The organism is Mesorhizobium sp. M4B.F.Ca.ET.214.01.1.1 (assembly GCF_004791545.1).
Lineage (GTDB): Bacteria > Pseudomonadota > Alphaproteobacteria > Rhizobiales > Rhizobiaceae > Mesorhizobium > Mesorhizobium abyssinicae.
Genome location: NZ_SRUX01000007.1, coordinates 275,013 through 292,691, shown reverse-complemented (window position 1 = coordinate 292,691; position 17,679 = coordinate 275,013). Strand labels below are relative to the sequence as shown.

12 protein-coding genes and 1 pseudogene are annotated in these 17,679 nt (G+C 60.8%); 8 read left to right on the top strand and 5 right to left on the bottom strand.

Annotation, left to right across the window (positions count from 1 at the left end; all coding sequences use genetic code 11):
* Positions 1-13: 13 nt before the first annotated feature.
* The gene (locus EN857_RS16520) at positions 14-2,410 is read right to left on the bottom strand and encodes an FdhF/YdeP family oxidoreductase (RefSeq protein ID WP_127391133.1); all 2,397 of its coding nucleotides are present in this window, start codon (positions 2,408-2,410) and stop codon (positions 14-16) included.
* A 659-nt stretch (positions 2,411-3,069) separates the two neighbouring features.
* On the opposite strand from EN857_RS16520, the gene EN857_RS16515 reads away from it, so the two are divergent.
* From EN857_RS16515 to EN857_RS16495, 5 genes are all read left to right on the top strand, one after another.
* Positions 3,070-5,181 (top strand): catalase, encoded by a 2,112-nt coding sequence (locus EN857_RS16515; protein ID WP_128272312.1) that lies wholly within the window; start codon positions 3,070-3,072, stop codon positions 5,179-5,181.
* A gap of 327 nt (positions 5,182-5,508) precedes the next feature.
* Positions 5,509-6,090 (top strand): hypothetical protein, encoded by a 582-nt coding sequence (locus EN857_RS16510; RefSeq protein WP_187331243.1) that lies wholly within the window; start codon positions 5,509-5,511, stop codon positions 6,088-6,090.
* Positions 6,080-6,475: a phage holin family protein gene (locus EN857_RS16505; RefSeq protein ID WP_187331242.1), complete on the top strand. Its 396-nt coding sequence runs from the start codon at positions 6,080-6,082 to the stop codon at positions 6,473-6,475. Before EN857_RS16510 ends, EN857_RS16505 begins: the two co-directional genes overlap by 11 nt.
* Positions 6,472-7,356, top strand: coding sequence for a hypothetical protein (locus EN857_RS16500; protein ID WP_127391135.1), 885 nt, complete (start codon positions 6,472-6,474; stop codon positions 7,354-7,356). Before EN857_RS16505 ends, EN857_RS16500 begins: the two co-directional genes overlap by 4 nt.
* Before the next feature lie 360 nt (positions 7,357-7,716).
* Positions 7,717-7,914 (top strand): hypothetical protein, encoded by a 198-nt coding sequence (locus EN857_RS16495; RefSeq protein ID WP_127282294.1) that lies wholly within the window; start codon positions 7,717-7,719, stop codon positions 7,912-7,914.
* A 675-nt stretch (positions 7,915-8,589) separates the two neighbouring features.
* Here the strand turns inward: EN857_RS16495 and EN857_RS16480 are convergent.
* Entirely contained in the window at positions 8,590-8,907 is a 318-nt protein-coding gene (locus EN857_RS16480; RefSeq protein WP_127282295.1) for a YMGG-like glycine zipper-containing protein, read from the bottom strand.
* A gap of 322 nt (positions 8,908-9,229) precedes the next feature.
* Here EN857_RS16480 and EN857_RS16475 point away from each other — a divergent pair, with 322 nt between their 5' ends.
* On the top strand, positions 9,230-9,508 hold the full coding sequence (locus EN857_RS16475) for a hypothetical protein (protein ID WP_127391136.1): 279 nt from the start codon (positions 9,230-9,232) through the stop codon (positions 9,506-9,508).
* 857 nt (positions 9,509-10,365) lie between these two features.
* Here the strand turns inward: EN857_RS16475 and EN857_RS16460 are convergent.
* The 3 genes from EN857_RS16460 to EN857_RS16450 are packed head-to-tail and all read right to left on the bottom strand — an operon-like array spanning position 10,366 to position 15,270.
* Entirely contained in the window at positions 10,366-10,824 is a 459-nt protein-coding gene (locus EN857_RS16460) for a response regulator (RefSeq protein WP_245511327.1), read from the bottom strand.
* Positions 10,749-14,357: a CheR family methyltransferase gene (locus EN857_RS16455; RefSeq protein ID WP_135858880.1), complete on the bottom strand. Its 3,609-nt coding sequence runs from the start codon at positions 14,355-14,357 to the stop codon at positions 10,749-10,751. The genes EN857_RS16460 and EN857_RS16455 overlap by 76 nt, the downstream gene beginning before the upstream one ends.
* A complete protein-coding gene (locus EN857_RS16450) occupies positions 14,311-15,270 on the bottom strand; it encodes a chemotaxis protein CheB (RefSeq protein WP_245511331.1) in 960 nt (319 codons plus the stop codon). The genes EN857_RS16455 and EN857_RS16450 overlap by 47 nt, the downstream gene beginning before the upstream one ends.
* Between EN857_RS16450 and EN857_RS35765 the strand changes: the two genes are divergently transcribed.
* Both EN857_RS35765 and EN857_RS16445 read left to right on the top strand, forming a co-directional pair.
* Entirely contained in the window at positions 15,229-15,396 is a 168-nt protein-coding gene (locus EN857_RS35765) for a hypothetical protein (protein ID WP_245511332.1), read from the top strand. The genes EN857_RS16450 and EN857_RS35765 overlap by 42 nt on opposite strands.
* A gap of 903 nt (positions 15,397-16,299) precedes the next feature.
* A pseudogene (locus EN857_RS16445) lies at positions 16,300-17,554 on the top strand (GGDEF domain-containing protein).
* Positions 17,555-17,679 lie beyond the last annotated feature (125 nt).

The following is a 17,679-nucleotide window of genomic DNA, read 5'->3' as shown; positions in this document are numbered from 1 at the left end:
TCTGCCCTGGGGGTCAACCAACGGGAGTTAGGTGTGATCGGCTGAGACGGACTGGCAAAAGCTTGTAGGACGGCGTCTTCGACTTCGGGTCGTGATGCGCCAAGGGAAAGAGAGGGTTGGTTTCGGGATAATACGCCCCGCAACAGCCCTTCGGGATATTGTAGGGAACGATCTTCAGACCGGTGACCGTGCGGGCGACATTGTCATCGATCGCCGTGGTCACATCGACGATCTCCCCATCGGCGAAGCCTAGTCGGAGGATGTCTTCCCCGTTCATGAATATAATTCGGCGCGTGCCTTCAACGCCGCGAAAGCGGTCACTGTAGCCGTAGATCGTGGTGTTGAACTGATCGTTGGATCGCAGCGTTGCAAGGTGCAGAACGTCGGCCCTGCCAGAGGTTGAGAATTCAGGAAAGAGTTTGGCTGGCGTGATGAAATTTGCCTTTCCGCTTTTGGTCACCCACTTGCGTTCGCGTGCCGGCAGCGGCCTGGCAAAGCCACCCGGTTTGAACATCCGCTCGTTGAAGTCCTTGAAGGTTTCCGGGTACGTCCGCTCGATGGCGTTTCGTATCTCGGCGTAGTTGCCGACCCAGGTGTCCCACGGAACCTTGGTTTCGCCGAGCGTGGCCTTGGCTATCCCGGCGATGATTGCAGGCTCCGATAGCAGCGCGGTACTGGCGGGCCTAGCTTTGCCGCGCGATCCGTGGAAATGGGCAATGGAACTTTCGATGGACACGGCCTGCGGTCCCGTCGCTTGCTGGTCGAGTTCGATGCGACCGAGGCAGGGCAGGAGATATGCAATCTCGCCATGCAATACGTGGCTGCGGTTAAGCTTGGTCGCGATCTGCACGCTCAGACGCAGTTTGCGCCACCCCTCTTCCATGGCGGCGGTATCAGGCACCGCTTTCAAGAAGTTCCCGCCAAGGCCGATGAAGGCGCGGGACTGGCCGTTCATGATGGCTTCGCAGGTTTCGACTGTGGTTCGGCCCGTCCAGCGCGGCGGCTCGAACCCGTAAAGTTCGGAAAGCTTGTCCAGCGGCGCCAGCCCGGGCTTTTCGGTAATCCCGACGGTGCGTTGTCCCTGAACATTGGAATGGCCGCGTACGGCGCAGATATTGGCTCCAGGCTTGCCAATGTTCCCCCGCAGGAGTGCGAGATTGCAAACCATATGGACGTTCTGGACACCCATGAGGTGCTGCGTCAGCCCCATGCCGTATACCATCATGACGGCATCGGATTTCGCATAGGTGGCCGCTGCTTGCATCATCTGGTCGCGGCTGAGCCCGGATACACGCTCCAATTCGCTCCATTTGTGATCGCGGGCAGCTTGGGCAAATTCCTCGAATCCGGCAGTATGCTGCTTGATGAAATCATGATCGAGCACGTGCTTTTTGTCGGCTGAAGCCATCGAGGCGGCGAAAGCGACCATCGCCGCATTGTTCGGGTCCTTCTGCTTGCCGTCCTCTCCCGCCACGCGCCTGTCTCCAGATGCCTTCAGGGCGTCGTCGGCTTCGATGAGCGCCTTGCAGACGCCGAACAACGCCGCGATGTCGCCGCCATTGTTGACCTGATAATATTCCGAGGAAATCTGCGTCTCTTTCCCGGTCAGCATCTGGGCTGGCGACTGCGGGTTGACGAAGCGTTCCAAGCCGCGTTCGCGCAGCAGATTGAAGGTGATGATCTTCACGCCACGATTGACGGCATCCTGAAGGTCGTGGAGCAGGCGAGGTGACGACGTACCCACGTTTTGCGCGATATAGAAAATACAGTCGGTGTTTTCAAAGTCCGACAAAATAGCCGTGCCGACAGAGGCGCCGATGCTTTCTGGAAGCGCCACCGAGGAGCTCTCGTGGCACATGTTGGAGCTGTCAGGCAGGTTGTTGCTGCCGTACATGCGCGCGAACAACTGGTACATGTAGCTCGCTTCGAGCGACGCTCGGCCGGAGGTGTAGAGGTCGACCTGATGCGGATCGAGCGCGCGAAGCTCCCTGCCGATCTCCTCGAACGCCTCTGACCACGCCACCGGGACATATTTGTCACTGGCCGCGTCCCAGCGCAGCGGCTGGGTCAGCCGGCCCTGTTCCTCCAGATCATGATCTGGCCAAAGCTCCAGTTCGCTCAGCGGCTTTCCGGCGAAGAATTCGGGGTCGGCCCTGCGGGAGGTGATTTCCCACGCGGTCGCCTTCGCGCCGTTTTCGCAGAATTCGAGTGGATGCGGTTGTGAAGGTTTTGCCCAGGCGCAACTGACACACATGTAGCCTTCCGGCCGGTTCTGGGTCGAAAGCAATCTTGGTCCTTTCAAGGGGACGCGTTCTCTCAAAATGATCGCAGCCACGGATTTGGCTGAACCCCAGCCGCCGGCCGGCCCGCTGTAGGGCTTGGAAATGGCCGAGCTAGTCTTCAATGTCATTTTTAACCCCATCTGCCTGAGGCAGGCCAGGCTTCTCCTCAAGTGGAGCATGTAATCGTCTTGCTCCAAGGCGCGCGAACGGCCACGCTCCCACCTCATGGTGATTGATGTCCTGCGCCGACTTGCGTCGAGTTCCCCGGCGCCCCTGGCCTGGTATAGCGTTCAGGAGGAAGCTCGCGTGCAGCGGGGCGTACGCCTCTGGGTTTTTCATAACCCGCCTTCTCAGGTCTCCGAACCTATGTTCCAAGCGTCCCAGATAACGCAAGCGCGCCGCACACGTTCCCGCGAGCCAGGTAGGCGGCGGGACGAGAGATCAACGTGCCGATCGAGGTGAGCACGCTCATAGATTGGGTGATTTGCCATCACCAAGAACCTTCGACTGCGACGCTGGTTCCCCGAGGAGATTTCGTGGACATCGGTCGCATTGGCTAGTCGGCTAGGCGCAGGACGGCTAGTGCCGTCGACGCAGGGGCAAGCGGCGGCTTCCGACGAGACCGGCTGCCCCCGCGGATCCCAAAGCCTCTTGCGCTCCATTCAACGAAAAACTCGACGTGCTCGAGATGCGAGACCTTTCCGCAGGTCTGGAGTTTTCAGGAACCTAGAGTGCACCCCGGCATTGAGAGAGTTCAACCTGCTCCTCGATCCTTGGGAAAATCACAATGGTAAAGACGGCAAAACGGCCCTCAGGCAAGTCCGCGATAATCCATGACCAAAAGCTTGTGCGGGGCAATGGGGGAGAGCTTCACCAGATCGCAGGGGATGACAACGCAGTGCTCACCACTGCGCAGGGCGGCTTGGTCTCGGATGACCAGAACTCGCTGAGGATCGGCGAGCGGGGGCCGACGGTCCTGGAAGATTTCCACTTCCGCGAGAAGATTTTCCACTTCGACCACGAGCGGATTCCCGAGCGTGTCGTGCATGCTCGTGGCTACGGCGCGCACGGCTATTTCGAAACCTATGACTCGCTCGCCAAATACACCCGCGCCGACATCTTTCAGCGCGCCGGCGAGAAGACGCCGGCCTTCGTCCGGTTCTCCACCGTTGCCGGATCCAAGGGCTCGTTCGATCTGGCGCGCGACGTCCGGGGCTTCGCGGTCAAGCTCTACACCAAAGAAGGGAACTGGGACATCGTCGGCAATAACATCCCGGTCTTCTTCATCCAGGACGCCATCAAGTTTCCGGACATGGTGCATGCCGTCAAGGAGGAGCCGGACCGGGCCTTTCCCCAAGCCCAGTCCGCGCATGACAATTTCTGGGATTTTATTTCGCTGACGCCCGAATCCATGCACATGATCATGTGGGTGATGTCGGATCGCGCTATCCCGCGCTCCTTCCGATTCATGGAAGGGTTCGGGGTGCACACCTTTCGCTTCCTGAACGCGAAGGATGAGTCGACCTTCGTCAAGTTTCACTGGAAGCCGAAGCTTGGCTTGCAGTCGGTGGTCTGGAACGAGGCCGTGAAGATCAACGGCGCCGATCCGGATTTCCATCGCCGCGATCTGTGGCAGGCAATCCAGTCGGGCAATTTCCCTGAGTGGGAGCTGCGGGTTCAACTCTTCGACCAGGCCTTCGCCGACAGTTTCGCTTTTGACGTCCTGGATCCGACGAAGATCATTCCGGAGGAAGAGCTCGAGCCAATTCCTGTCGGTCGCCTCGTTCTCGACCGCATGCCGGACAATTTCTTTGCCGAGACCGAGCAGGTAGCATTCATGACGCAAAACGTTCCACCTGGCGTCGACTTCTCGAACGACCCGCTGCTTCAGGGGCGGAACTTCTCGTATCTGGACACGCAGCTGAAACGCCTTGGCAGTGCGAACTTCACCCATATTCCGATCAATGCGCCCAAATGTCCTTTCCACCACTTCCAGCAAGATGGGCATATGGCAATGCGCAACCCTGTTGGCCGGGCGAACTACCAGCCGAACTCTTTCGGAGAAGGACCCAGGGAGTCACCACAGCGCGGATTTCGGTCTTTTGCGGACGCGGAGGAAGGCCAGAAAGTCCGCCTGCGGGCGGAAAGTTTCGCCGATCACTACAGCCAGGCGCGGCAATTCTTCAACAGCCAGACGCCACCCGAACAACGTCACATCGCAATGGCTTTGACCTTCGAACTGAGCAAGGTGGAGACCCCAGTCATCCGCGAGCGGATGGTCTCGCATCTCCTCAATATCGACGAAGGATTGGGCGTGACCGTCGCTGGCAAGCTCGGCATACAAGAAATGCCCAAGCCGGCGGATGCCGCTGTCGTGCCAAGGGACGATCTCGAACCCTCACCGGCGCTCAGCATAATCGAGAATGGGCCAGACAGTTTCGCGGGACGCAAGGTCGGCGTGCTGGTGAGTTCCGGCACCGATGCCGCGTTGCTGAAGAAGCTGCAATCGGCGATTGAGAAGGAAGGTGCGACGATAGAGGTGGTTGCCCCGAAAGTCGGCGGTGTCGAAGCCGGGGATGGAAGCTGGATCGAAGCCAGGCATATGATCGACGGAGGACCCTCCGTCCTGTTCGATGCCATAGCTGTCCTGTTGTCGGAAGAGGGAGCAGATCGGCTAGCCAGAGAGTCAGCAGCGCGGGACTTCGTGGCGGACGCCTTTGCTCATCTCAAGTTCATCGCCTTTGTCCAGTCTTCCTCCCCGCTTTTTGTCAAAGCCGGGGTTGCAACCGACGCAGACGAAGGGCTGATATCGCTCGACGGAGTGAGCGGGATAAACACGTTCGTGCAATCCTGCCGGAGACTGCGTCTCTGGGGGAGGGAACCGGCCGTCAAGCTCTAGAAGAGGGTGGGGACGACTGTTGTCTCGGTGAGACTTTCCCTGCATCTCAGCTCAGAAACAGTTCCCTCGGCATCCACTTGGGCACCATCGAAGCGGCACGGTAAGCGCCTTGGCACAGGGCGCTAGCGACCCCGCGCGCGGCTCGGCGGATGAGTCGCAGGAATCGATCTCGCTAATTTAGTGAAAACGGATGGAACCTGATGGTCGCCGGTAAGTTCGATATCCAATCGAGGAGATTGCCGCCATGAACAGCGTCATTTACCTGATAGGCTTTGTCGTCGTCGTGCTTGCGATCCTCTCCTTCCTCGGAATCCATTAGGAGATCCCATGCAGCGCGAAGACGATCACGGCCGTAAGCCGGCCGATTTCGAAACAGCCAAAAGCGAACTGTCCGAAACCTTCCAGCAGGCAACGCAGACCGCGACAGAAGCGCTGCATAGTGCTCGCGATGAACTCACCAGAAAGGCGAGCGACTATGCCTCGGAAGCAAAGCAGGCGTTGTTCAACAAGGCCGAGGGAACACAACACGATGTCAGCGCCAACCTGAGGGTCTTTGGCGGAGCGCTGCGAGCGGCAAGCGAACACCTTGCCAACAACGATCAACGAACCGCATCGAAGTTCGTCCTCGATGCCGCGGGCGGCCTCGAACGGCTTTCAACTTCATTACGGGACAAGCCATTCGAAGAGGTTCTTGGCGAGATCCAATCGTTCGGCCGCGAAAATTCCGGGGCGCTGATCGCCGGTTCAGTGTTGGCAGGCTTGGCGCTGGGGAGGTTCATCAAGAGCTCATCACGCCCTGTCGAGAGTTTTGGATCGCGGCCGTCGGGAACAACTGAACCGACGCAGCCCCGCTCCAGCCCGGCTGGCGACAACTGGGCCGCAAGCACGGAGGAGAGCCATGATCGGTAATCAGGACAATCGCGGTCTCACCACCCTCATCGGCGATCTGGCACAGCAGGTCACGACGCTGCTTCAAACCGAAAGCAGGCTATTGCGGGCTGAGATGTCGGAAAGCCTGAGCAAGGTCGGCGCGGGTGCGGTCGAGTTTTTGGGCGGCGCGATTTGCATTCTCGCCGCCTTGATCGTGCTCTTGCAAGCTCTCGTGATCGCATTGGCGAATGCCGGTCTGGGACCGGGGTGGTCCTCGCTTCTCGTCGGGATCGCTGTCGCAATTCTGGGCATCTTTCTGTTGCGCAGCGGCACAGCAAGCATGGCCCCTTCTGAGCTGACGCCGGATCGGACACAAGACCAACTCAAGCGTGACGCACGCGTGATCAAGGAACAAATAAAATGAGCGAGAAATCCGCAGCCGAGCTGGAACGAGATGCCGATATCGCCCGGGCGAAAGTCGTGGACACCGCTGATTCCATCCGCAGCAGGATGACTCCCGGTCAATTGATCGATGAATTTGCCGGAATGTTTGCCGGCGGGGAGGGAGCCGTCATGCTTGGCAATCTCAAGGCGCAGGTCAGGGACAACCCGCTGCCGCTAACGTTGGTTGGAGCCGGCCTGGCCTGGCTAATGCTTGGCAACGGGGCGTCAGCGACCACTTCAGCGGCTGGCAACCATACAGGCATGAGGCCAAGCGACTCCCTGTCCGACCGACCCGTCGATGAGCTCAATGAGGACAGCGAAGGTTCCGGAATTGCGGCGATGCTCTCCGATACTGCGGACTCAGTTGCATCAGCCGCAAGCGATGCGATCACAACTGCAGCCAACGCCGCAACGGGCGCAATGGAGGGGATCACGGGTTCGGCCGGGCAGCTTGGATCAGGCGCTAGTGAGATGAAGGCCCGGGCACGTCAATCGGCACAGGATATATTGGAACGAGAACCGCTGGCAGTCGCAGCAGTTGGCCTTGTCCTTGGCACTGCCCTGGGCACGATGCTGCCCCGCACGACCACGGAGGATGAACAGCTTGGCGGCTACAGCGACAAACTTCGCGACACCGCAGAGAAGGCTTTCGAAACAGGCCTTGAGCAGGTAAAGCAAGTCGCCGCCGAAGCCTACGATACTGTCAAGGAAGAGGCGGACCGGCAAGGCTCTGGTGGAGATGCCGGCACGCTAGCAGGCCAGGTCGGCAAAGTCGTGAAATCGACGGTAGAAAAAACCGAGGAAGCCATACGCGATCGGTTGCCCGAGTCATCGGAGGGATCTTCCCAAGGTGGGTCATAGCGTCCCCGCAACCTGATCTAACGCTGTCCGTCACTATGGCGAAGAGAATCTGACTCTGCAAAGCAGCCTCGTCCAGCCCAGCCGTGAGGTAGAACCGCCACAAGATACTCTCCGACCATTGTAAGGCCGGCTACGGCATATAGCTGGCCCGCCAAAAGGTTGCCCTTGCCACACGTGAGAACAGCCTCCGCCTAGTCCCCCCTTGCGCGTTTGCTCAACTGCCGAGTTATACCTACACGACCGTCGAGCCAGCCGCGCAGGTCCTGGGGACTGTCTCAGTTTGAATTTCAGAAAATTGACGTGGTGTTTGAAGCCCTAGGCGAAACCGCCTATGCTTAGCGGAAAGCACGAGGATGTGTGATGTCGGAACGCGCACGCCAACTGTTCGACAAATACGTTGCCAGCAGTCTGAACCACCCAGACCTGAAGGGATTGAGCATGGGAACCCATTTGTTCAACCTGAACATGGCAGCGAGTGAGGCGCGCATCCCTGCATCAGAGATGATCGAGGAACTTGGTCCGCTGGCCCAAGCCCTCATTGCTGCTAAGATAGCCTGAATGCCAACCGGACCTAAAGGCCGGAAGCGACCAGCCGACGTGATCGGCAACGCAGTCCGCGTATGCGCATTGCCACTGGGGAGGAGACCGACGACACGCCGGATGACGGCAAGGGCGCCGCCGCCAAACCTTGCTTTCGGAAAGCGGCGCGGGCCGTATCCGACATATCAGATCGCCGCCAGCACGCCGGCGCACGATGTGCCCACGAAGATAATATCGACGAAACCCGCCACAGCCCATAGGCCCACACGGGGCGCGCCGAAATGCGCCATGGCTCCTCAGCAAAGCCGCCTTTTGACCATCAATTGCTTCAGCCCGGCGTCCGATGGTTGTAGTCGTGCGGCTTGGGCATGGACCCTGAACAGGAACGGGGTGGCGACCATCGCCCAGCCGCGCGGGCGGGTCATGGCATGGATGTTCTCCACCGCCGCCCCCGGCCCGCCTCGAGAAAGGCAACGCCTCGATCCGGCGGATGCGTCAGCCAGTTGCGGCTCTCGTAGCCGATCAGCCGCTTCACCCCTTGCTTGCTTCGGATTTTCAGGGTGCCGGCAGGTTTGTCGTTCAATCCTCCGCAGGTCCCGCCGCCAGACTCCTTCTACATCGAGAACCGTACAAAGAATGACGCTACGAGGAGGCCAGCGCCAAACGCCGGCCTCCCCAGTCAAATGTCTGGGCTCAATAGTCGCCGTTGTAGTACCGGTCGTCGCAGGGCGCGGTGTAGATGCGGCCATAGCGATCCTGATAGCGGCAGAGCTGCTCGCCGCGGCGCTGCGGCGTCGTGGCCGAGCCGACGACCGCGCCGAGCAGCGCGCCGCCGGCCGCGCCGATGACTGTGCTCTTGGTGTTGCCGCCGATCGCTTGGCCGACCAATGCGCCGCCGGCGCCGCCAACCAGCGCGCCGGTGGTGGCCCGCTGCTGGCTTTCGGTCTGCGTCTCGCAGCCGGCAAGGGCCGCGGTCATCAGCACTGCCAGAATAGCCTTCTTGATGATCATCTCTAGAACTCCTCTGAAGCGCCCCAGAGATTGAAATTGGGGGCGAATGGTTGCCAGTTGCTGGCGCATTGCGGCGGAACGTAGGCGGCGTTCCTCACGAAGTAAGACATGGTTTCTCGGCTCTTGAGGATCGTGGTCGCCAAACTGCAAACGCCTTGCGCGAACAGCACGATAACGCTTCGGCTTGAATCAGGTTGCGAAAGCGCCAAGCCGCCTCGGTCCGCATCGCCATTTTCGCAGCGGCAGTCAGAAAGCCGGAGGGCTGTAACCATGACGTTCCGCTTGGTTGATCTGGTGGAGGACATCCTCCGGAATGCTTACGATGACCCGCACCGGCTTCATTCGGCCTTCAGGCAACCAATATGGCGACGCCCGCCGGATTGTCCCGATCGGATACGGATACTCTCACTGGCCATCCCGCAAGCGCCGGCTGTTGGGGGCTGACGTTTCGGTGCTGATCCGGGTGCTGCCCGATAATGCAACGGTCCGCTATTATTTCCTTGCGCCGGCCTGGGAAGCAGAGCAGGCACCGCCCATGCTACCCCAAACAACGGCGTGCGCCTTGACGCCTTCCTATTCCCGTCTCTGGCGCCGTGGTTGAATTGGCAAAACGGGCACCCATCGGAGGAGCAGCATGACGCTCGACTGCTATGGAAATTGAGTTTGCCGAAGTAAGCCAAGGGTTTCGAAACGCCGCCGAGCGCTGTGGCTCGTGGAGCCTCGAACTTGTGGCGGCGCGAGGGTATATCAACCGCCTGATGGACAGTCCCAAGGTGGTGCGGTGTGTCGCCCATCGTTTCCCAGAACAATTTGCGGCTTTCAACAGGCATTGGAAACAATCCCCAAATTCTCTGTTTTAGAAAATCCTTAATTGCCCTACGGTAATGTCATTATTTGGCGGGTGGGGACCCGCTGTGGAACGTGGACTAGCAGCGTTCCCAGGCAGCGCATGCATGGTTGGGCAAAATGGGGTTGGCGTTACTTAAAATCGACGAGTGCCAAGGCTGCGGTGGCACCGGCACGATGTTTGATTGTCCGAGATGGCGAAGCTCGAACGGTCATTGCTGCCCGGCGGGCACGCATCAGCACAGATGTCCTGGAATTACCGTGACATGCGCTGAGTGCGATGGGACGGGCGGGGTGAAAACGCCTGCGGGATATGCGGAATCGAACGCCGCCTGACGATATTCGGTGAGCATAGGCTGCCCTTACTAAGGCGACTCCATAGGAATAATGAGGTGGAGCGATCCTCGCAGAAGGTCGCCACTAGGCAGGGCCGAGCAACTCAGACAATTCCTGGCAGCAGCGGAGCGGCTGCATCTAAGCATCGTCGGCCCGCTGATATGACCGCAATGCGATCACTACCGGTCGCTCCAAGTCCCGCATGAGACGCTGTTGAAAACGGTGCGAGACGTCACCGGGAAGGAAGTGCGTTCATTCGGTGGAACGGCACAGGGGTCAGCTGAAGCCGTCGTGCCTGCGGAAATGTGCGACCGCCTCGGTCAACGCCTTGGGGTCAACGGGCTTCGACAATCTTGGCGATTGCCGGAACGCATCGGGAAAGACGGTCGAGCTGTCATAGCCGGTCAGGAACAGGAAGGGGATGCCGCGCGCGGTCAGCAATTCGGCTATCGGAAAGCTCCGCTCGCCATTCAGATTGACGTCCAGGACGGCGCCATCGAGTTCGACGCCATCAATCTCGCGCAGGGCCTGCTCCACCGAGGCGGCGGGCCCGATCACCTGGCATCCCGAATCCGTCAACTGATCGCAAAGGTCCAGCGCGACAAGGAACGCATCCTCGACGACGAGAACGTTGAGCCCTGAAAGAGACGTTTGCTCATTCATACCTTGCCTGGAGCAGGCAGGGATAAATAGTCGATCATTGCCGACTTGGGCAGCGGAATGCTCAACAAGCACTCCAGGCCGGCCCTTTTGAAACGCAGATCCACATTTCCACCTAGCTCGTACTCCAAACTCTGCTGGATGAAAGTGGTTCCAAAGCTTGTCTTCGACGGCTCCTTCACCCTCGGTCCGCCGCTCTCTTTCCAGGCGATCGACAGCATTTGCGATCCATCGACGCGCCAGGAAACCTCCACGCGGCCTTTTTCGGTGGCAAGCGCGCCGTATTTGGCGGCGTTGCTGGCCAGCTCGAAGAAGACCAGGCCGAGCGTGGCAGCCGCGCTGGCATTGAGCTGGAACGGCTCGCCCTGAACGACGAGGCTCTGGCCTTCCTTGCCGCCATAGGGAGACAGGGTCGCCCGCACCAGCTTTTCGAGATCGGCGCCTCCCCATTGGTAGGAAGCCAGCAACTCGTGCGTGCGGGCCATCGCCTGCAGGCGAGCGTGGAAGGCGCTCGCGAAATCGTTGAGCGTGCCCGATGAACGCACCATGCGAGAGGTGAGCGCGGTGACAGTGGCGAGGATGTTCTTCACGCGATGCTGCAATTCGTGCAGCAGCCGCTCCTGGTTGCGCTCGGCATCCTTGTGGCTGGATATGTCGATTACGGCAGCAATCGCTCCGCGCACCTTGCCAAGCTCGTCGAACAACGGATTGGCCGACATCATGACGTCGACGCTGCCGCCCTTGGTGCGCGCGATCCGCGCCTCGAAACCGGGAATGGGCTTGCCTGTCCGCATCGCCTTCATCAAGGGTTGATCAGCGGCGTCGACCACGGTGCCGTTCATCATCAGCGGCAGAATGGCGGGCATGGAACTGAGCTTGCCGTCCGTGGCGGGCCGACCGGCGAGCTCCACCGCGTGGCGGTTGCCGCGGATCTCTTCGCCGTTGCCGTCCTCGGCAATGAAGATGCCGACAGGCACAAGATCGAGCAGGGTTTCCAGGCTTTCGACGCGGTTGCGCAGGTCGTGCGAAAGCGCGCCGATCTTTTCTTCCGCCCGGGCGATCCGGGTGACGTCGACAAAGGTGACGACCACGCCGGCGATGACATTGTCGACGGTGCGGTATGGCATCACGCGCATGATGTAGCGTCTGCCATTGTCGATGCCTTCCACCTGCCGCTCGATGGTGCCAAGCTTCTGCAGCACCTGCTCAATGTCGGACTGCAGGCCGTCGGCGAGAAACCGCGGACGGACATGCGCGAGCGGCCGGCCGACATCGCTTTCGACCAGCCTGAACAGGTCCCGCGCCGTCGGCGTGAAGCTCTTGATGCAGAGGTCGCGGTCGAGGAACACGGTCGCGATCTGCGTGCTTTCGAGCAGGTTCGCCATGTCGTTGTTGGCGCGGCTGAGCTCGTCGACGCGGATGTTGAGCTCGGCGTTGACGGTCTGCAGTTCCTCGTTGATCGACTGCAGCTCCTCCTTGGAGGTCTCCAGCTCCTCGTTGGAAGACTGCAGCTCCTCGTTGATCGAAGACAGCTCCTCGTTGGAGGATTTCAACTCCTCATTGGAGGATTCGAGCTCCTCTGTCGTGATCTGCAGGCGCTCCCTGGTCTCCCTTAGCTCCTTCTCGAGCTGGCTGACATTGGCGCTTTCGACATCGTCGGTGGTATGGACGGGCTCGCTTTCGGACTCCGGCTTGATACCGCCGACATCACGAAACACCAGCATATAGAGTGGGTCCGCACCGCTCTCGGTCGGCAGCGGTTGCACGACAAGGCTGATTGTTTGGCGGCCGCCGTTGGTGCCGACTGTGATCTTGTTCTGGATCGCCACCTGGCCCGTGCTCACCGCCTTATGCAGAGCGGCCCTCAGGTCCATCCGCAGGCCGCGCCGGGCCATGGAAAAGACGTTGGAGTCGGGAGCGCCGGCGGCGAGCTCCAGATATTTCCCGGTGCCGCCCGAGCTGTGGATCAGCTCGCCGGCCGCGTTGATGACTACATAGGCGGGCGAATAGCGGTCGAGCAGAAGCCGTTCGGCGCTCTCCTGGAGGGTTCCGCCGGTCGCGCGTTGGCGCACATGAGGGGCCTGCCGGGTCGCGGCGGCGAGCGGGAATTCGGGCAGCCGCTGCGCCGTGACGCCAGCACGCTTCTGGAACAGGCGGCTCGGCTTGTCGACTGTCGAGAACAGGCGCACGTGACGAGTGACGTTCTCGGAGGATCCGAGGAAGAGATAGCCGTTGTTGCGCAAGGCGTAGTGAAAGATTGGAACGATCTTCTCCTGCAGTTCCGGACCCATGTAGATTAGAAGGTTGCGGCAGGCGACCAGGTCGAGCTTGGAAAAGGGCGGGTCGCGCAGCAGATTATGCGACGAAAACAAGCATACCTCGCGAAGCTCGGACGCGACACGATAAGTGCCGTCCTCGCGCGAGAAGAATTCCTTCAGCCGCTTCGGCGTGATGTCGGTTGCGATGGTCGCGGGATAACGACCGGCGCGCGCCACTTCCAACGCACGCTCGTCGATGTCGGTGGCGAATATCTGCAGGTTGGGCGAAGCGGCACCGCGCGGCGCGTTCTCCTTGAGCAGCATGGCGATCGAATAGGCTTCCTCGCCGGTGGCGCAGCCCGGCACCCAGACCCTGATCGTCTCGTCGGGCTTGCGGCCCTCGAAGAGCTTTGGAACGACAAGCCGCTCCAGCGCATCGAAGGCATGCGCGTCGCGGAAGAAGCTGGTCACACCGATCAGGAGATCCTGGAACAGGAGATCGACCTGCTGCGGCTCCTCGCGCAACCGTTCGTAGAAGGCGGCCGGATCGTCGATCTGCAGCACCTGCATGCGGCGCTGGATGCGCCTCAGGATGGTGTTGTCCTTGTAGCCGCTGAAATCATGGCCGGTGCGCATGCGAAGCAAGGCGGCGATCCGCGAAAGCTGTTCGGCGACGTCGCGATTGTGGCGATCGCGCTCGCCGTCAGAGCGGCTCGAATGGCGAAAATAACTCACCAGTTTGCCGGCCATCTGCTCGGCCGGAAGCACCATGTCGACCAGGCCGCTCTGGACGGCGCTGCGCATCATGCCATCATATTCGGCGCTTTCCTGCGCCAGCGTGAGCCCGCCGCGTTCCTTGATCGCCCTCAGGCCAATCGTGCCGTCGCTGCCGGTTCCCGAGAGAATGACCCCGGCGGCGTTTTCGGACTGCTCGTGGGCAAGCGAGGTGAAGAAGTCGTCGATCGGCGTTCGCCGGGCGCGCGTGGTCGCCATCTTGGCGACGTGAAAGCGATGGTCCTCGACAGTCACCGAAACCCCAGGCGGGATCACGTAGATCTTGTCCGGCTCGATCTCTATGCCCTCGGCTGCGGTCTGCGTTTCGATCGAGGTGCAGCGCTGGATGATGCTAGCGAGCACGCTTTCATGCTCGGCGTCGAGATGCTGGATCACCACATAGGCAAAGCCACTGTCGGCTGGAACCTCGGGAAAGAATTTTTGCAATGCCCCGATACCGCCCGCCGACGCGCCTATGCCGATGAGGGGGAAGAAGCCATTGGCAGGCGCTTTGATGCCGTCGCCTGGACTAGCTCGCTTTTTCCTTCCCGTTGCCTTCTTCGGTGACTGCGCCATCGTCCGTTACCTGCACCCGCCTGCTTTCCAGAATGCGCTCAATGACAGCGGCATCCGCCTCATATTCCCTGGCTCGCTCATCCAACTGCGTGGCGAGTTCGGAGCGGAACTTTTTCTTTTCGCGTTCGGACATCCGCCGGGCAAACGCCGCCCGTTGCTGGTGTGAGCGCAGCAAGCTCCACAATATCTCGTCTGCCTCGACCGCCTGCGCTTCCATCATCGCGTCAGCGGTGAAGGCATGGCCGGTATGGCACCGATAGCGAACCATGTCACCATCTTCGATCTCCCACAGCGGCCCGTGGCATTCCGGACATGTAAACACCGACAATTCGCCGAGTCGATCTTCATCTTTCATGGTCGAATGCTCCTGAGCGGCGACCGCCGCTTCCAGCCTGACGCTTGACGGGGCGGGCAAGGTTTTGCCGGCCGGCTCTGCCGCCAGTTTTGCCAGGCAGACGCCCAGTTCAGCCGCGGGCAGGCAGTGGTCGACCTCGACATGGTGCAGCGCGCTTTGCACCATGGCCGGCACTAGCGTGTCCTTCGGATGCTGGACGAGGGCCAGCCCGCCGACCGCCTTGATCGCCCTCAGGCCCGCCGTGCCGTCGGAAAGCGAACCCGACAACAGGACACCGATGACGGCAGCGCCGTAGCTCAGCGCGGCAGAGCGGAAAAGCGGGTCGATGGCCGGCCGGGCAAGGTTTTCGCGCGGTCCGCGCCGCAACATCATGTGGTCGCCATGGAGCAGAAGGTGGAAACCGGGCGGCGCGACGTAGATCTTGCCGGTCCTGAACGTGGCGCCGTTCTCGGCGACCAACGTCTTGAGCCGGCCGGCGCGATCGAGGATCTCCGCCAGATAGCTGACCTGCCCGACATGCAGCACCACGAACACCGCCGCCGCCAGATCGGACGGCAGGTCGCCGACGATCTGTTTCAGCGGCTCGACCCCGCCGGCAGACGCGCCGATGACGATGACGAAGCGGTTGCGCGGCGCGGGCGTCACCTGTCGCTCAAGGCGTGTCTCATCCTCGCTTATGGCTGAAACAGGGTTCTGATCTTCGGCCATTGCACCATACCAGGGTCACGGAATGCGCCCTCGGCCTCGGATCAACAATGGGTGAGGGGGGACTTATGTTCCATGGCGCGCCTGACCTGCCTTCACAAGGAAGCAATGGATGGGGTAGGAGGCAAGAGCATTACGACGAAACGGTGATCACGCAGGCAAGGGGGAGCGATGGTTCTGCGCTGAAGCCGCAGCGCCGCACGGCGGGCTGGCGAAAGGCGCGGCGATGAAGCATCGGAGACCTTGGAGAGGTCGTCAGGATGTCCTCGACCTCGCGGGGATGACTGGTAGGTCCTCGATGTCCTGCATGGCTTTGGACAGGATCGCTGTTGCCGCTTGCATGTCCGCATCGGAAGCGATGTCACGGCAGATGCGGGGACCCGCGAGCCTTAGCAGCCTTTCCGGTCCGACCAATTCCTCTAATCCGAGCAACCCGAGAAGGGTCAGCGTCGTCGCCGACAGTTTCGGCGCGTATGCCTTAGCGACGGGCGATCAGCTGACAGAGCTGGCGTCAGCCGCGGTCATAACCATCTTGGCTTAACCAGTCGCGAGGCGGTACAACACTCTCCCGCCCGGCAGGTAGAAGGCTCGTCGCCAAGCGACGGTCCTTTTGCTGCGTTCCCACAGGCTTCGATACCCCTCGTGGGCCGGGGCTAAGCCGCCGCCCTCGATCGCCAGTCAGGCATTCGTCCAAGCGCTTGTTCTTAGCGGCGATGCGCGAGCCCGAACGGTTGAACCCTATTCACGAGACAGGCACGGATGAATGGGATTTTCGTTCAACTGGAAAGCAAATCTTTAGAAAGACCGGACATGTTTTGCCTGTTCCGCCACCGCGCTTGGTTGGAAAACCGTTAGGGGAAAGCGGCCAAAAGGCCTAAGGTTGTGTCAAATCTGGTGCCTTCCGACGAGCAGTCCGACCCCGCCATAGGTGCAGAAGTTGACCAGCTTCCGGCTCGCCGCACGCGCCACATCCGCCTCAAAGGCGAGATCATGCGCCTGTTCAGGGCGCGTGTCTGGTCACAGACCGCGAAGATCACGTGCATGGATGATCTGGGTGGCTTTGTTGGATGTGCTCACCCTGACGGTCAACATGGTGATCCTTCCAGGCGCGGTCGCCACTCGCATGCTTCTGCCGGCCGCAATCATTCCTCCCGTCGCGATGGCCGTGGTCCTTCTCTGGCGAAAACCGCAGGCACCGTGGGTCGAAGCGTCCTCGCTCATCACAGGGATGTTTCTCATCTTGTTGTCGGTCGCATTGGTCGGCGTAAGCGCTGGTGGCGAGTTCTATGAACGGCAATTGAATGTCATGTTGTTCGTGGCCATTACCGCGATCATCATTTTCGGTATCCCGCTGGCCTGGACGGTGGCCATCGCCGGGCTGGCGCTCGGGCTGTATCTCGTGTTTCAGCTGCAGAACCCCGCCATCGAACATGGGAGCGCGGCCGCTGGGACGCTGTTCTTCGCCAGCGGTATCTTCGCAACAGTCGCCGCGCGACGCATCATGACAATTCTGGCGCAGAAGACTTTCCTGTTTGAGCTTCGCGATCGGCGCAGGGTTGCCGAACTGGCCAAGGCGAACCAGCGGTTGGAACTGTTGGCAAGGACCGATCCGCTCACCGGCCTCGCCAACCGGCGCTGGATGACGGAAACGCTCAGCCGCATCTGGGGAAGCGACAAACGCTGCCTCGACGGTGCCGCACTGCTCATGTGCGACATCGATCACTTCAAGAAGCTCAACGATCACCTCGGCCATGCCGAAGGCGACCGCTGCCTGGTCGAGGTCGCTGGGATTATCCAGGAAAACATCAGGCGCGATCAGGATCACGTGGCCCGCTACGGCGGCGAAGAGTTCCTCGTGCTTTTGCCCGGGGTGACGGAGGAAGAGGCGAGCGCCGTGGCCGAACGCATTCGAAAGAGCGTTGAGGCCGCAGCCATTCCCAACCCGGGCACTCGCGCGCGCCGCGTTACTCTCAGCGTTGGAGTTGCAATGCAGGCCGCGGACGAGGCCATCTCACCGGAGCAGCTACAGCGCCACGCCGACACAGCGCTCTATCTCGCGAAGGAAAGAGGGCGCAATCGAATTGTGCTCCGCAGACCGGACTGTGAGGAGTGTAAACCTGTTCGTTGGGCACAGTGATGCCGCCAAAGGCCCCGGTTCGGGTCCGGCCGGGTGAGCATCCATCGTCGCTCGTGTCGCCTTCGCGCTCATCGGTGCCGATTTGCCGAGTGCGTTGGAGTCGTCGATCTTAACCGCTGCAGGCT

Excerpts from the sequence above, each read along its gene's own strand:
- EN857_RS16520 (WP_127391133.1), bottom strand. The coding sequence starts at position 2,410 with ATGACATTGAAGACTAGCTCGGCCATTTCCAAGCCCTACAGCGGGCCG.
- EN857_RS16515 (WP_128272312.1), top strand. The coding sequence starts at position 3,070 with ATGGTAAAGACGGCAAAACGGCCCTCAGGCAAGTCCGCGATAATCCAT.
- EN857_RS16510 (WP_187331243.1), top strand. The coding sequence starts at position 5,509 with ATGCAGCGCGAAGACGATCACGGCCGTAAGCCGGCCGATTTCGAAACA.
- EN857_RS16505 (WP_187331242.1), top strand. The coding sequence starts at position 6,080 with ATGATCGGTAATCAGGACAATCGCGGTCTCACCACCCTCATCGGCGAT.
- EN857_RS16500 (WP_127391135.1), top strand. The coding sequence starts at position 6,472 with ATGAGCGAGAAATCCGCAGCCGAGCTGGAACGAGATGCCGATATCGCC.
- EN857_RS16495 (WP_127282294.1), top strand. The coding sequence starts at position 7,717 with ATGTCGGAACGCGCACGCCAACTGTTCGACAAATACGTTGCCAGCAGT.
- EN857_RS16480 (WP_127282295.1), bottom strand. The coding sequence starts at position 8,907 with ATGATCATCAAGAAGGCTATTCTGGCAGTGCTGATGACCGCGGCCCTT.
- EN857_RS16475 (WP_127391136.1), top strand. The coding sequence starts at position 9,230 with ATGACCCGCACCGGCTTCATTCGGCCTTCAGGCAACCAATATGGCGAC.
- EN857_RS16455 (WP_135858880.1), bottom strand. The coding sequence starts at position 14,357 with ATGGCGCAGTCACCGAAGAAGGCAACGGGAAGGAAAAAGCGAGCTAGT.
- EN857_RS35765 (WP_245511332.1), top strand. The coding sequence starts at position 15,229 with ATGCAGCACCACGAACACCGCCGCCGCCAGATCGGACGGCAGGTCGCC.